The organism is Bradyrhizobium sp. 45 (genome assembly GCF_023073155.1).
In the GTDB taxonomy this organism is placed as follows: Bacteria; Pseudomonadota; Alphaproteobacteria; order Rhizobiales; family Xanthobacteraceae; genus Bradyrhizobium; species Bradyrhizobium canariense_D.
The window spans coordinates 1-14,447 of record NZ_JADPIX010000002.1 but is presented as its reverse complement, the minus strand read 5'-3'; the positions used below and the strand labels follow the sequence as shown (position 1 = coordinate 14,447).

Here is a 14,447-nt window from a genome sequence, read left to right as displayed (position 1 = left end):
GCGACACGCCCATCGCTTCGCATAGCCATGCCACCGGCCAGATGCCCCGGTGCTTCGCGATGAAGCCGAACTTCATGTCGCTTCCTTCGCGAAGTAGGCAGCGGCCTTCCTAAGAAACAGCCGGATTGGCGTCCGTCGGAATGGCCTGCAACACGAAGCCCAGAGATTTGGCCCGGCGCTGAAGGTTGGCGAGAACGCGGCTGCGATATTGTTGCTCATATTGGTCGGCACCTGGATCCCTGTAGCTCATGCCGTGCCGGAGGGTGTTGTAAAATAGAACCGCAATCTTGCGGGCGGTCGCTGTCACCGCCTTTGACTTACCCGCACGTAAGGACAGGCGGCGATAGAATGCTCCGAGCGCCGTATCGCTTCGCCCCACCGTGGTGGCCGCCAACCGCAACAGTGCGGCAGCCCGGCTGGAAGATCTCCGGGTGCGCGAAGAAAGCACTTTGCCGCCGGAGATTTTGTTGCCCGCTGCAAGGCAGAGCCAGGACGTGAAGTGCTTAGCGCTCGGCCATGCCCTCAAATCCGTGCCGCACTCGCCGATAAGCTTCAATGCGAGCGACGGACCCAGTCCATGGATCTCAGTCAGATCGACGCCGAGCACGCCGTACAGCGCGGTCCTGACGTCAAAGGTGGGCGTGTTGATCTGTTTGGTCTTGATGCGCGGCTTGGATAGCTTCCCGACCGGCTTTGCCCCTTTATTTCCTAGCGCGGCGATCAGGACTTCGAGCTTGCGGTCACAGTCCAGCATCTTCGCCTGGTAGACGTCGTAGAGTTCCAGCGATTGACTCAGGGCGAAGACATGTTCGTGCCGGTCGTTGCCTACCAGTGCCGCGCGAATGGTCTCGTTGGATGAATGGCATCGCACGTCCCGATAGGTTGCCAAAACATCAGGATTGCGCTCGCCTGCAACAATGGCCCGGATAATCCGCATGCCAGTGGCGCCCGTGATGTCCGAGACGACATGATGGAGCTGCAGGTTCATCTCCATCAAGGCCTTTTGCATATGCTGGATATGGGCGGCGGCATATTCCACAAGCCGCTCGCGCTGCCGCAAATAGGCCCGCAGTGTTGCGATCTCGGCATCGGGTCGGAAGCTGCCTCGTAGCAGTCCATAGGAATGAAGCTGGCGTAACCACGCGGCATCGCTGACGTCGGTCTTGCGTCCGGGCACGTTCTTAGCGTACCGGGCGTTGACCAGAATAACCTCAAATCCACGCTGCTCCAGGATTTCATAGGCTGGGATCCAATAGACCCCGGTGGATTCCATCGCGACACTGGTCACGCCGCATGCGCTAAACCAATCCGCCAGATCATGGAGATCTTGTGTAAATGTGCCGAACGCGCGCACGGGAATGTCAGTGCAGTCCGGGTTCACCGCAGCCATGTGCATCTTTGATCCGATGTCGATGGCGGCCGCGCTGACGTTGACTGGCTTCAATTCCGGCCGGTCACCGGTCGTCCTCTGGGGCATCGCAAATCCTCCATTCACTCATGAGCGGAAGGGTCTGGGTTATGCCAATCGTCATCTTCCTATTCGGGATCGCAGCCGAAGCGGCGTCACCACTCTCAAGTCCGCATGCACCCATGGACCACGTTTTTTAACGGGGACAGTGCCTCCAATAAGCTGACGGCCGCTACCCTCCCAGCCGCAGAGGATAACACAGTGCTGTTTCTACCCCGCACAGGCGCGCAACGGCCCTGGACAGTTTTTTAGGATATCCCGCTCCGCCTTCAGCTTGTTGACCTCGCGCCGCAGCCGCTCGATCTCCAATTGCTCAGGCTTCATTTGCCCGTGGCCGGGGAACGACTGCGCAGCGTCGAAGCCGAACTCCTTCACCCATTTGAGCAGCACGTTCTCATGAACGCCCAGGTCTCGGCCAGCTTGCGCCACAGATACCCCGCGCTCCCTGACGAGCTTGACCGCCTCGATCTTGAACTCTCGACTGAACTTCCGTCTCTGCATGACCCACCTCTGGCTCGATAAAACACCCAATCTTGGTGTCCATCAAACCGGCAGCAGCTCACTTGGGCTCGCTTACATCAAGGTGGCTCAGCGAGATGTCAGCCTCCTCGCAAGCGTTCTCTGCCGATGAGGCTGTCATGATTGTCTCGCGGACATTGGCGTGAAATTTTGAAAGATCGGCTCATGCGCTATTTTGCACTCGCATGGAAGCTCGTCGAAACACAACGAGCTGGGCCGTACAGTAACAATGTGTGACGCATGTCCATGGCTCGGCTTCGCGAGAGCTCTCTGAAATTATCTTACGGCCGAAGTTACTTGGGAACTTGGTTCGGCCCCCGTCGATGAAGAATAGTGGAAAGGCAAGCGAAGCTCCCCTATCAAGATTGGGGAGGCGCGCGAACTCGCTTTTGTGGTAGTCAACATCAGGACGCAAGCACTCGCCGCGATGGCACCCAGCGGCACGCTCGGTTGCCACTCGACTACTTATATTGCGCGAGCAGGTGGGACCCTAATCACGGTAGGGACTAACAAGAGAGCGCGGTGTGCCAAGGACACTCGTTTTTCCTTACTCGCGATGCGGGCTTTCGTAGAATGAATGAACAGGAGACCAAACCGGCGATCGTGCGCGAGCCGGACGAAGAGTAAACCAACCTGACGTCACAACTGGCACTAAAGTATCGTCCATGCGCTGGAATAGAAGAGAATTGGCACAGCTGGAAAAGCTTTGGGCCGCGGGACAGAGTGCCGCGCAGATCGCGCGTCATCTCGAGTGCAGTCGCAACGCAGTTTGCGGCAGGCTAGCTCGGTTGGGCCTCACTCGAGGTCACAAGCCACCAACAGCAAAACCCAAGATTAGACCCGCCCCGAAGCGAGGGCCGACGGCGATGGCGGCTGGTCGCGATTGCGTCGGAAAGAAGCTGTCGCAAAAGGCGCTAGATAGCCAGCCTCAGGAAATGAGCAAGCGGCAGCTTTACGCGATGCTAGCTGAGGCAGTCAGGAATCCCGCGTAGAACTATCAGGCGCACCGCGATCTCCCGGGCTATGCGCCGTACTTGGTCCATTCGGACGATTTGCTTGTTGGTTTACGCGCTTTGTGGCTATGGGACGAACAGTGGCGTCGAGTAGAATGTTCGCGGCGGAGGCTCGATCGTAGGTCGATTCATCCAATCTCAAGAGGCTGGATGCACTGAATTTGAAGAATGCGTTCTGGTTCTTGAGCCTCAGTTTCGGCTATGCGTCTTCGGGGAAGCGCCGACGTCCTGGTTTGCCCCGGTGTTTGGAAGTTTCTGCACACGCCGTGCCCGACGATGTACACGAGCTCGGGTGAAGCCGCTTGACCGTGAGCCTGTCCGGATGGAACCTCCGACAGGTACCGCCCCGGCGTCGGTGACAAGCTCAGCCTTGGAGCAACTTCACGGACCGCCGAGCTCTCGATATATTGTCTGACGTCGGTCAAAAAAAATAAACCCCTGCAGTGCCCAGACACACGAAGGCGACCACCACCCACCATAGATGCCTTGACGATCTGTGCAAAACCGGTGGCAAGTCTGAAACGGCTGTTCAATTGCATCGATCACGTCTCGCTCGCCTACCCGGTCATTACTTTTTCCATACCAACTCGAGAACACACTCACGCCAACAGCCGTGGCGCCGCGCGACACCGACGATCCGCGCATTGGTGAAGTTCGACTACGTACCGGGATGTCCCCGAGCCGGCGCAGGATCCCTGGGTGGATGGGGAATACGCCAGGCAGAAGTAAACTACCAAACCTGGTCAGTTGCTGAAGATTGCGAGGCGACGTATCAAATTTGATCGATGAACCTCTCACGACTCAGGTCGTGGAGCAGTTCCAGCTCTAGCAGCGTCAACGGCCCCGGCGGATGTCTCGTTGGCGAACGTCGGAGATTAGCGAAGCGGAGTTGAATCTGGGGCCCCGCCGTGGCCGTGTTGATTCGAGTATCTCGCCTGCAGCAGTTGTTCTCTGTCTTCGAGAGGAACGGCTTGCTATCCCACACCGCGTTTCGTCAGCAGATCGGCCGTCACGCAAGCTTCCAATTGTCTAGCGACATTCCGGATACTATCGGCAAAAAGGAATGCAAAAGACTTCGCTTGCGACCACAAACTTCGTAAACATAGGATAACAATCGTTGCAGACCTCGGTCCTGGAAAAGTATTGCGATGCTCGCCTTCCTTGGTACACCATTTATCCAACTGTAGCCCAGTTCTCCACGGTGGTCGGCGCCGAAGCCTGTGAGAAATGGCTGCAGCGCCTGCCGGTTAATGAGTCCGTGTCGCTCTATTTCCACGTTCCGTTCTGTCGATCGATTTGCTGGTATTGCGGCTTCGCTCGAAGCATCACTCGCCGGGATTCACCCATCCTAGAATATTTGGCGGTTCTTCGTAAGGAGATCGAGTTGGTCGGGGCGCAGGTGCCGCAACGGCTGCCTGTGAGCGACGTGCACTTCGGCGGTGGAACGCCGACCCTCATCGAGCCCGCGCAGTTCGGGGCGCTGATGGAACTTCTGCGCCGCCGCTTTGCGGTTTCGAAAACGGCCGCCATCGCTGTTGAGATCGACCCGCGCACGTTCACGCTCGCCACATCCGAAGCGTTAGCGGCTGCCGGCGTGAACCGCGCGAGCCTGGGCGTCCAGAGCTTCGATCCAATTGTTCAAAAGGCCATTAACCGCGTTCAGAGTGAGGCACAAACAGAGCGCGCTGTCGAAATGCTGCGGCAGCATGGAGTAATCCGCATCAACTTCGACCTCATCTACGGTCTGCCAAATCAGACGGTGCAGTCCTGCGTTCAGACCGCGACTACGGCGGTGGCCATGCGACCAGACCGGCTTGCGGTATTTGGCTACGCGCACGTTCCTTCCTTTAAGAAGAATCAGCGCCTGATCGACGAGGCAACGCTGCCAGACAGCCCTGCCCGTGCAGAACAGGCCGCGGCGATGGCCAATACACTGATTGCTGCGGGCTACCGCCAAATCGGACTCGACCATTTCGCCTTGCCGGACGATGAGCTCACGCTGGCGCAGAAAGCCGGTCGCCTGCGGCGGAACTCACTGGGTTACTCGGCCGACACCTGCCATAAAGTCATCGGCTTTGGCCCGTCGGCCATCGGCCGCCTTGGCGACGGTTACGTCCAGAACGAAGTTGAAGCGGGTTCTTACAGCGACCAAATCAATGCCCGCCGTCTGGCGACGGCAAAGGGCTACTGTCTCAGCCTCGAAGACCGCGTCCGGGCCGCAATCATCGAGCGGCTGATGTGCGATTTCGAAGTCGACGTGCCGGCAATTTGCATTACTCATGGATTTGCCCCGGTCCCTTTCCTCGGTTCACCCGAACGCTTGGCAATGCTCGCCGAGGATGGGATCGTGGAGGTGGCAAAGGGATTCATCCGCGTGAGGCAGGAGCATCGTTTTCTAACTCGCGCTGTGGCCGCCGCATTCGATGCTTATCTTGGCGCGCCGCTCTGCTAAGACCAGCCAAGGAGCGCTGATCGTATGAATGCATCACCTTCGGTTATGCGCCCAGAAGCCCGGGTAACGATTTTCGCTCACCTGGTGCACTCACGTACAGCGCCAAATTCGTAAACGACGCCGTGCGCAGCTGCGCGACGAGAGCCGACCCGGCCCTACCGCGAAGACGGCTAGGCGAGTTGCTGCCGGGAATTGGACGCCCCCGACTGCAACGCAGTCCGCTCAAGCGGCGTGACCGACAAAGTTCATCACATCACCACCATTGCCCGTGTGGCCGCGGACCTCGACCAGGACGACGACTGGCTGCGGGAGGCCGCCAACAAAATGGCGATCGAGGACGGCTTCATCTGGGTCTAGCGCGCCGGAGAAGATGAGATCTAGGCGTTCAGCGACTTCGGTATCGAAAACCTGATCAAGCTCGTCCGGATGTACGAGGATATTTCGACCTCCTCAAGCGCTGGCAGCGCGGGATACCGCAATCAGCCTGCGATCTACGCTGGAACTCCCAGCAAAGAGGAGCGCTTCGTGGTGATGCACGACGGATTCTATTGATGTGCATGTTCGCCGCTCGACCGGGATCGCTACGGTCCGCTGCGTGCAATCCAGAGCAGCAGCTGGTCGACGCGATGAGCTAGACCAAAGAGCACAAAAGGACCAGCGCCGAGCGCGACACGGCGCCAGCGATAATCGAGCACCACAGTTAGAACCGGATCCCGCGGGATCGAAACAAGTTTCCCGTAAGAGCCTCGCGCAACCGGAATCGAAGCGACCTTCCCGAATGGCACCACTCTATGCTGCCATACCGGAGTTCGTCCCTGACGCCGGGACGGTCTCGCGCCGAGCGGCACGATACCTACGATTCGCACAGCGAGGCCGACGTCCCGCGCCCGGTCAACCTACCAAACCTAGCAATTGATGGAGATGACGGACACATGCCAGTCAGTGCCGGTGAAACTCGCTCGGGCCACATCAAGGACGAAGTCGCGATGCGATATAGATCCGGTAAATCCAATCGAGCTGATGGATGTTCTGTCTGGTCCCGCAGCTATCAAAACGCCTCCAATCGCGCTCTCCATCTTCCCATGAGAGCCAATCAAGGCCTCGTGCCGGCCTCAGCGAGCTTACGGGCGTCAAAAGATGTTAGCCCCTTCTGCCCGCCTGTGCTTCATCCCATGGACCGAGCTGCAGGCGTTTCTAGGGTCCGGCGTGTTCTTATGCGAGCTCAGCTACTGGCGCGGCTCTCTGTTGAAGAACATCCTCGTGGCAACGGATTTGTCGCGAGAATACCTGGGCTCCGTGCGCTGGCCGCCAATCTCTTGCCAGCGAACGTCACATCGAGCAGGCCACTCTCCGTCTCGACACGGTGCAGCAAATGCTTGCACTCGCTTAGCGATCGAGCGGCTGGGTTGCGCCGCGCTGGGTACCACCACGTTGGCCAAGCTGCGCCAGCAGTGGTGATAGCACGGAAGGCTGGGCGGGTCTCGTCGGCACAGAGATGCCGCCTGGCCTCAAGCGTCACCTACATCGCGCTGAGCGCTAGGATCGCGAACCGGCCTATGCCGTCAGGTGGACGTGCACCTTATTCAAATCGACGGACGTGGAAATCACGATGTATTGTTGCGGTATAGCGCCAGTATCCATGCGGGCATACTCGGCTGGCGCAGTTGCTTTCATCTCTCGACCAAGTGCGAAGCCAAGAGGGCGTATTCTCCTTTCCCTGATAGCTAGTCTCGCCTGCAGTTCGGCGGAGGCAGAACCTCGTGATATCTCTGGCCCTAGAAGTCACAGCCCCGATGAGCTCGCCGAGGCAAGACTCCAAACAATCTCGAATCTGGCTGTAACCTTCCGAAGCGGCAGGCCCAAAGGAGCAGCGCGCCTTTCTGGGAACTTGCTGCCAAAAGCAACTAGGTCTACCACAACGCGCGACAGTGCGGAGGTCACCGCCAAGAGCAGAAGTCAAAAGCAGATTGACCCATTCGCAAAATTCGAGAAGCTCCGCGAAAAAGGTGCGGCGTTCACTGGTCCTGGTCCTGCGGACACCATAGATCAGGATACAGCTTCTGTCAGATCCGAGCTTTCGGATCTCGGGATTGGATTCGCTGGCTGGACCCTAAACACGTTTATCAACAATCAACTCGGTAATGCGGCCAGAAGCACCATCGCCAATCAACAATATGTCGGGCAGAATCCGACATTTAGTACGGTCAACTCTATGATCGTGACCTATGACCTCGCTCGGTTTGGAATTCCCGACGGTCAGATCGTCGTGGGAGCCGAGCATCAATATTGGACATGGAAGAGCGCCGGACCAGACCGACTGGGAATCAATGCAGTTTCCTACTATCAAACATTGTTCGAAAGGAAGATCGAACTCAAAGTGGGTTACCTCAGGAACCAACATGAGTTTGCGGGTGCCGGAGAAAAAGTTTTTGGACCCTCGTCGAAGATGCTATTCCAAGCAGGCATGAGCAACAGTTGGGCGCCAACGCCGGCTCTTAATCTGAAGTACAATTTTGACGATCGCTTATATAACAAGCTCTCAATCCAGCGCTCGCTTAGTCCAGCCGGTCAATATACGCATGTAAGCGAAAATCCCACTGGCTTGAACTGGAGCACGCGCGAGGCGGGCATTCTTTTACTTGATGAAGTTTGCTATAAGAACAAGCCTACTCCCGGGGTACCCGAGACTTGGCTGCGGGCTGGCGCGGGCTTTAACAACAGCAGCTACACGGACCTACAGCATCCGACGCAACCGACAGCCAAGGCGAACAGCGTCTACTATGTAGCTGCGGATAGGCAATTCTGGCAGTCTGCCGTCCATGGCTCGGCATCTCGCGGAATCTATGGCGGGTTCTCTGTAATGTACGCTCCGCCTGACCTAAATAGGGCTAGCCAGTACTACGAGCTTCGCCTGTATGCGAAGGGCCTGTTTGACAGCCGGCCCACTGATCAGATGAGTCTTGTTGTCAACAACACCATCTGGAGCCAATTCGCGGTGGACGCTGCATTGGCGAAAGAGCAGCTGGCGCACCGGGACAGCACAGCAATTTCGGGACTGTATACGGCGCATCTCGCGCCCGGGATATATACAACCGTAGGACTGACGTACATCAATCACCCGACAAGCATTACCTACACGCCGCAAACAGGACACGCCCTGAATATATTGGTATCTACGTCGGTATTCTTCTAGGCTCTCAGGACTGCGCGTAGCGTCATGTAGTCGATATCCCACTCGCCCTTTTCAACGGTGTGGGCCACCCATCACGGCGATTTTGGTATCCGCTGTGCGCCTGACGCGAAGCCGGGTACCGCGTAAATTGAGCCGTGATATCCAACGTAGCATGCTGTTGGGAATGGTAGGTTAGAGCCTTTGCTGCTTCGGTCTACGAGCGATAGGCCGACGTCGTACTTGCGCAAGAGCTCCTCCGGCCGCGGAATGATCTCCCATGCCCATTTGTTCAATCGAGTGCTGAGCTTGCGGCAGCGACATTGCTTCGGATGATTGCTGGTGCAGCTCGTCAGAATCGCGCCCGAGCTCGTACTCTGCCATGACAGGCCGAAATCGTGCCCTCGGAGCTTAGTTCACGCCGAAGAGGTGTGGTAAGCGGAACCGCGACACAGATGCCAAAGCTACCCAACTACGGTAATCGCTGTATCTGTCCGACGGTCGTGGCGCTGGCCGAAAGGCAATGCGCGAGGTCGGCGGACACGTGCCCCCCCTTCGGCGGCAAATCGACCGGACGCGGCCGGATGACTTGCGCCACTCGAATGCTGACTCATTTTCGTCGGTCGAGACGAGCTTTAGCATCTTACTCCAGCAAGGAGGTCGCCTCCCGAGTCTGCGGCGCGTTAGCCCTCCCATCCAATTGCGCGTGGCGTTCTGCTGGGTACACTTCTCTTCTCAAACATCTATTCGCGCGAACATGCGATAAGAGCAGTGCATGATCGTGAATTTTGCCGAGCCTTGCTAGGCAACCTTCGTGGACGGGTGCTTCGTCGTCTTGAGGCGCGTTACACTGCTTCGACCGTCGACGCTGACGGGCGCGTCACCATCGATTGTGGCACGATGAACGACGCGATGCTGGTCACCGTAATCGTTGACCGCATAATGCTGCGTTGCGCGGTTATCCCAGATCGCGACATCGCCTTCTTTCCAGCTCCAACGTACGGTGTTTTCGGGTGCCGTGATATGAGACTGGAATAGATCAAACAGCTTCTGACCGTCGCGTTTTGGGATACCAATAAACCTTTGCACCAGATCGCCGAGCACCAGGGCGCGCTCGCTGGTCTCGGGATGTACACGGACCACCGGGTGCTCCGTCTCATAGATCGTTTTGGTAAAGACCTCATCAAAATGCTTCTGGTCGATTTCGCGAACACGGCAGGTCCCAGCGTAGTCGAAGGCGTTGCTGTGAACGGTCCAGAGTTCGTCGGCAAGCCGTTGGAGCGGCCGCGGCAGATCCAGATAGGCGGCCACAGCGTTCGACCAAATCGTATCGCCACCGGACGATGGGACCACAATGGCTCGCAGCACCGCAAGTCTAGGATACGCCGCGAGAAAGGTTCCATCGGCGTGCCATACATCGGCCCGGCTACCTCCGCGCGCGGAATCAAGCTCGATCATCGAGGCCGTTCCATTGACCGTACCGAGTGTCGGATGCGGCACCAGCCTTCCCAATCTAGCAGCAAATCGCTCCTGCTCCGCGTCATCAAGATGCCCCTGATCGCGGAAGAAGATCACCTTGTGTTCGAGCAGCAAGCCGGTGATCTCAGCGATGGTTTGGCTCGGTAAATCACCCGAGAGCTTAATATTTCCGATTTCAACACCGATGCGCGCTGCGCGCTTGACGACGTCGGTCAGTGGAATGACCCTCTCGGTCGAAGCCGTTTGTTTCATTGCGAATATTTCCAAGCTTTGCGGAATCTTCAAGCGGACTAGGGCGCGTGTGACTAGCTTTCGGAGGCGAGCCTCGCGCTACGGGTACTCTCGAGCAAGCACCATGCCAGTTGGAAAACGGAGCTGTGAACGTCCGTCAGGTACGGGACCGGGTTTGAGTCGAACAGTTCGCCAGGAACTCGATGCCACCTCCCACCCTCTTTCCAACCCACCCGGGTGGGGGCGAAAGGCATGGGGCGCATAGTCGATAGGAAATGTACCGCTCGGCGCCCGAAGAGAAAGGCCATACGGTCCTGGTGCAACGTCGGGCAGCCAGCTGTGCGCGCTGTTCTCGTCCAGTATGCGCCCTCCGCCTAACAGTTTGCGGCAATCGGCCAGTCTCGAGCCGCCTCTGCGAACGGACCATCACCGGCTCTCAAGGTGTCCGGGACCTGCCCTGGCCGTGATCACCGCCGAAACAGCATCGGCTGGAAATGGAAGAGGAATAGATGACCTTGGAAGAGCTCCAAACGATTGAACTACGGCTTCATCCAGGCGAAAGCCATTGATCCGCGGCACTGGGCTCGCGATGTTCTCGATGCACCGACGTCCGAGCACGGTAAGGCAGACGTTCTGCACGGTCCGGCTGGATTTGCCCAACAAGCCAAAGATATGTCCACTACCAGTCTTTACAGGTGTTTCAATGTTGTCAAAGTAGTTGCCCTCGATCAGCACTTGCACAGATGGTCCAGCATCCACTGCATGGAAGAATCCGCCGCTCTGTTGCGCATTCGTGTTGCGGAAGTAATTGTTGAGGAGATGAATAATAGCCTGGGCACCGTCAATGTGCGGCGCCCGCCCTGAGATCTCATGGAAATAGTTATTTGCTATGGTGATCGTCTGCGGGACACCAAGAAAAAGGAGATTCCAATAGTGCTCCCCGTTACAATAGGAGGAATAGGTATCGCTGCCATCGAAGTCGTTCCAGGAAATCCTAATATTCGTCGTAGGGCCAAGGCCGCCGGCAATCATCTGCCGCCCGATATTATGAAACCGGTTGTGATCGATCCAAACCAGGTCGGCTCGTGCAATTGCAATAGCATCGCCGGCAAATATCATGCCTTGATTGATATCACTGATGGTCAGGTTGCGAATAACGACGTTGCTGACCCCATTTAGGCGCAGCCCCTTCCCTTTGATTGTCGCGCTCGGGCCAACGCCGATCACCGTCTTGTTTGAGCCAATCTCCAGCGGGTGCTTGCCGGCCCTGTCGAAGCCGACCAATGTCTTCTCCTTGCCGTCGCAATGCGCATCGTTGCCATCTATAAGGAGAAGGGACTCACTTTTATACGGTGCCGAACAAGCACGGCCGTATTGGCAACCCTGCCCCTCGCCTTGCCCTTCCGTACCGGTAAAGTCTATGGTTCCGGCTACCTGAATCTCGCGCGGACTATTGTCATTGCAGCGCCCGAAGCTGTACGAACGACACAACTCATACTTCAGAGCTTTGGTTGATCTGACCTGAACTACCTCGCCTCCAAGGCCGCCCGTCGCTGCAGAGCCAAAGCCATTGAGGGCTTCCGATCGCACATAGTTCGATCCGAGCACGGAAGAGACGCCGACGACGACAGCAAGTCCACCGAGCACGCGCAACGACCGTTTGATGTGCTTCATCGTGTCCCTCATAGGCATGTGCTCTCTTTTACCCGGAAAACCCGCACGAGGACTTGAACTCAAATGCTGAACTGGAATAGGCCATCAGCATCCGGCGTTAACGCCATCAGATCGTCCTCAATAAGGCAGGATCGGAATATCGGAACCATGCTACGCAACAGGTGCAGCCGCACGCTCCGCACCAGCTGTGATGGATCTGGGTAGCCATTGAGCCAATCACGGCCGATGAGAGCAGCGGTCGACCTTCGAGAGCCCCGTCAGAGGAATACTGTGGGGTGCAACACGTCTGGCCTAGGAGTTTAGTCCCAAGTTTTGATGGTGCATTCTTATCGCACGATTCGAAGGATGCGCTATGGGACAAGTTTTACACGGCTGCGCCACGACGACGGAGGCGGTCCGTCGAGCAATACAAAATAGTCAAGAGAGCCTGAGAGTGCTCGCCAAGCGCTACGGGATCAACCAGAAGACTGTCGCGAAGTGGAGGGAGCGCGAGACCGTCGCCGATCTCCCGACAGGCCCCAAAGAAGCCAAATCGACCGTGCTTTCCATCGAGGAGGAGGCGATCATCGTCGCTTTCCGGCGGCATACGCTATTGCCGCTCGACGATTGCCTCTATGCGCTCCAGCCGACCATCCCGCATCTGACGCGATCATCCCTGCATCGCTGTCTCCAGCGCCACGGGATCAGCCGATTGCCGGAGGTCGGAGGCAGCAAGCCTCCGAAGAAAAAATTAGAGGCTTATCCGATCGGCTATTTCCGCATCGACATTGCTGAGCTCCAGACCGCTGAAGGCAAGCTCTACCTCTATGTCGCTATCGATCGCACCAGCAAAGTCGCCTTCGTGCAACTGGTCAGGAAGACGGGAAGGACCTCGGCCTCGACCTTCCTCGAAGCTCTGATCGCGGCTGTCCCCTACAAGATCCACACGGTTCTCACCGACAATGGGATCCAGTTCACTTTCCCCCCGCGCTACGCGGACGGCCCCACGGCAAGAGAGCTGGCTCCGCAAATTCGGACAGTAGTTTGAGTGGATTTTCTGCCTGACAGCGGCGAGGATTCTTGCCGCGAATCAGGAGCGAAGATGACGAAGAAGAGCCGCCGGACGCATTCTCCGGCATTCAAGGCGAAGGTTGCTTTGGCTGCGGTCAAGGGCGACAAGACGCTGGCGGAGCTGGCGCAACTGGTTGATGTTCATCCGAACCAGATCACGATCTGGAAAAACCAGCTCCTGGAAGGCGCCGCCTGCGTGTTTGGGCATGACAAGGCATCGGCCGAGACGCCGGTCGATTTGAAGGCGTTACATGCCAAGATCAGCGAGCTGGCGTTGGAAAACGATTTTTTGTCCGGCGCGCTCACCAAGGCGGGCCTGCTGAGCGCAAAGCGATGATCGACCGCGGTCATGATCTTTCTATCGTGCGCCAGGCGAAGGTCCTGAAGCTGGCTCGCAGCACGGTCTACTATGAACCTCGGCCAGTTTCGGCCGAGGACCTTGCCTTGATGCGTCGGCTCGATGAGCTGCATCTCGATTATCCCTTCGCGGGAGCGCGTATGCTGCGATCGTTGCTGCGGCGGGAGGGCGTATACGCCGGTCGCCGCCACATCGCGACGCTGATGAAGCGCATGGGGATCGAGGCGGTCTATCGTCGCCCGAACACGAGCAAGCCGGCACCGGGTCACAAGATCTACCCGTACCTGTTGCGCGGATTGAAGATCGAGGGGCCCGACCAGGCGTGGGCAATGGACATCACCTACATTCCGATGCGGCGTGGCTTCGTCTATCTCGCGGCGGTCATCGATGTGTTCAGCCGACGGGTCCTGGCCCATCGCGTCTCGATCACAATGGAGGCGGCCTGCTGCGTCGAAGCGGTCCAGGAGGCGTTGGCGAAGCACGGCAGGCCCGAGATTTTCAACACGGACCAGGGCAGCCAGGTTCACCCGCCTCGAGTTCACCGATGTGCTGCTGGACGCGAAGATCGCCATCAGCATGGACGGCAAGGGCGCCTGGCGCGACAACGTGTTTGTCGAGCGGCTCTGGCGCACGGTCAAATACGAAGAAGTTTATCTCCGCGCCTACGACAGCGTGTCCGAGGCGCGAGCGTCAATTGCCAAGTATCTGGCCTTCTACAATCAGGGAGGCCCTCACTCGAGCCTTGACGGGCGCACGCCCGACGAGGCTTACTTCGGCACGCAAGCTATGGTGATGGTCGCATGACCGTCGCCGACGATTTTGTCGTCGCTCTGGTCGGGCTACGCCCTCCCGACGCAACGACAAAATCGTAAGGCCCCGCGTTCAGCATAACCCGGCAGGAATCCACTTAAATCCCGCGGGGCGCTGTCCAAACATGCGCATTTCGCTGATGGTGAGCGGCGATTTCAGGCGATCGTGAGCAGCTGTTTCGCGCGATGGTGAGCAGCGGCTTTGACCGACATGGGTGATTGGTT

General features: G+C 57.8%; 7 protein-coding genes and 3 pseudogenes. 6 read left to right on the top strand and 4 right to left on the bottom strand.

What is annotated here, in order from left to right:
• Window positions 1-109 precede the first annotated feature (109 nt).
• Both IVB42_RS00055 and IVB42_RS00050 read right to left on the bottom strand, forming a co-directional pair.
• Window positions 110-1,477 carry an IS110 family transposase gene (locus IVB42_RS00055; protein WP_247469550.1) on the bottom strand — a complete coding sequence of 456 codons (1,368 nt, stop codon included), beginning with the start codon at window positions 1,475-1,477 and terminating at the stop codon, window positions 110-112.
• Between the two features lie 237 nt (window positions 1,478-1,714).
• Window positions 1,715-1,969, bottom strand: a pseudogene (locus tag IVB42_RS00050) (transposase); the annotation flags it as partial.
• 683 nt (window positions 1,970-2,652) lie between these two features.
• Here IVB42_RS00050 and IVB42_RS00045 point away from each other — a divergent pair.
• The 4 genes from IVB42_RS00045 (at window position 2,653) to IVB42_RS00035 (ending at window position 8,645) form a co-directional block, all read left to right on the top strand.
• A complete protein-coding gene (locus tag IVB42_RS00045; protein ID WP_247342255.1) occupies window positions 2,653-2,979 on the top strand; it encodes a GcrA family cell cycle regulator in 327 nt (108 codons plus the stop codon).
• 1,138 nt (window positions 2,980-4,117) lie between these two features.
• Window positions 4,118-5,452 carry an oxygen-independent coproporphyrinogen III oxidase gene (gene hemN / locus IVB42_RS00040; protein WP_247469548.1) on the top strand — a complete coding sequence of 445 codons (1,335 nt, stop codon included), beginning with the start codon at window positions 4,118-4,120 and terminating at the stop codon, window positions 5,450-5,452.
• A 231-nt stretch (window positions 5,453-5,683) separates the two neighbouring features.
• Window positions 5,684-5,809, top strand: coding sequence for a hypothetical protein (locus IVB42_RS41955; protein ID WP_256374451.1), 126 nt, complete (start codon window positions 5,684-5,686; stop codon window positions 5,807-5,809).
• Window positions 5,810-7,340: 1,531 nt separating this feature from the next.
• A complete protein-coding gene (locus IVB42_RS00035) occupies window positions 7,341-8,645 on the top strand; it encodes a carbohydrate porin (RefSeq protein WP_247469546.1) in 1,305 nt (434 codons plus the stop codon).
• A gap of 777 nt (window positions 8,646-9,422) precedes the next feature.
• Here IVB42_RS00035 and IVB42_RS00030 read toward each other — a convergent pair.
• Entirely contained in the window at window positions 9,423-10,352 is a 930-nt protein-coding gene (locus tag IVB42_RS00030) for a TauD/TfdA family dioxygenase (RefSeq protein WP_247442438.1), read from the bottom strand.
• 405 nt (window positions 10,353-10,757) lie between these two features.
• Entirely contained in the window at window positions 10,758-12,005 is a 1,248-nt protein-coding gene (locus tag IVB42_RS00025) for a right-handed parallel beta-helix repeat-containing protein (RefSeq protein ID WP_247469544.1), read from the bottom strand.
• A 352-nt stretch (window positions 12,006-12,357) separates the two neighbouring features.
• Here IVB42_RS00025 and IVB42_RS00020 point away from each other — a divergent pair.
• Together IVB42_RS00020 and IVB42_RS00015 are read left to right on the top strand one after the other, a co-directional pair.
• Window positions 12,358-12,963, top strand: a pseudogene (locus IVB42_RS00020) (DDE-type integrase/transposase/recombinase); the annotation flags it as partial.
• 123 nt (window positions 12,964-13,086) lie between these two features.
• Window positions 13,087-14,217: pseudogene (locus IVB42_RS00015) on the top strand (IS3 family transposase).
• Window positions 14,218-14,447 lie beyond the last annotated feature (230 nt).

Excerpts from the sequence above, each read along its gene's own strand:
- IVB42_RS00055 (WP_247469550.1), bottom strand. The coding sequence starts at position 1,477 with ATGCCCCAGAGGACGACCGGTGACCGGCCGGAATTGAAGCCAGTCAAC.
- IVB42_RS00030 (WP_247442438.1), bottom strand. The coding sequence starts at position 10,352 with ATGAAACAAACGGCTTCGACCGAGAGGGTCATTCCACTGACCGACGTC.
- IVB42_RS00045 (WP_247342255.1), top strand. The coding sequence starts at position 2,653 with ATGCGCTGGAATAGAAGAGAATTGGCACAGCTGGAAAAGCTTTGGGCC.
- IVB42_RS00025 (WP_247469544.1), bottom strand. The coding sequence starts at position 12,005 with ATGAAGCACATCAAACGGTCGTTGCGCGTGCTCGGTGGACTTGCTGTC.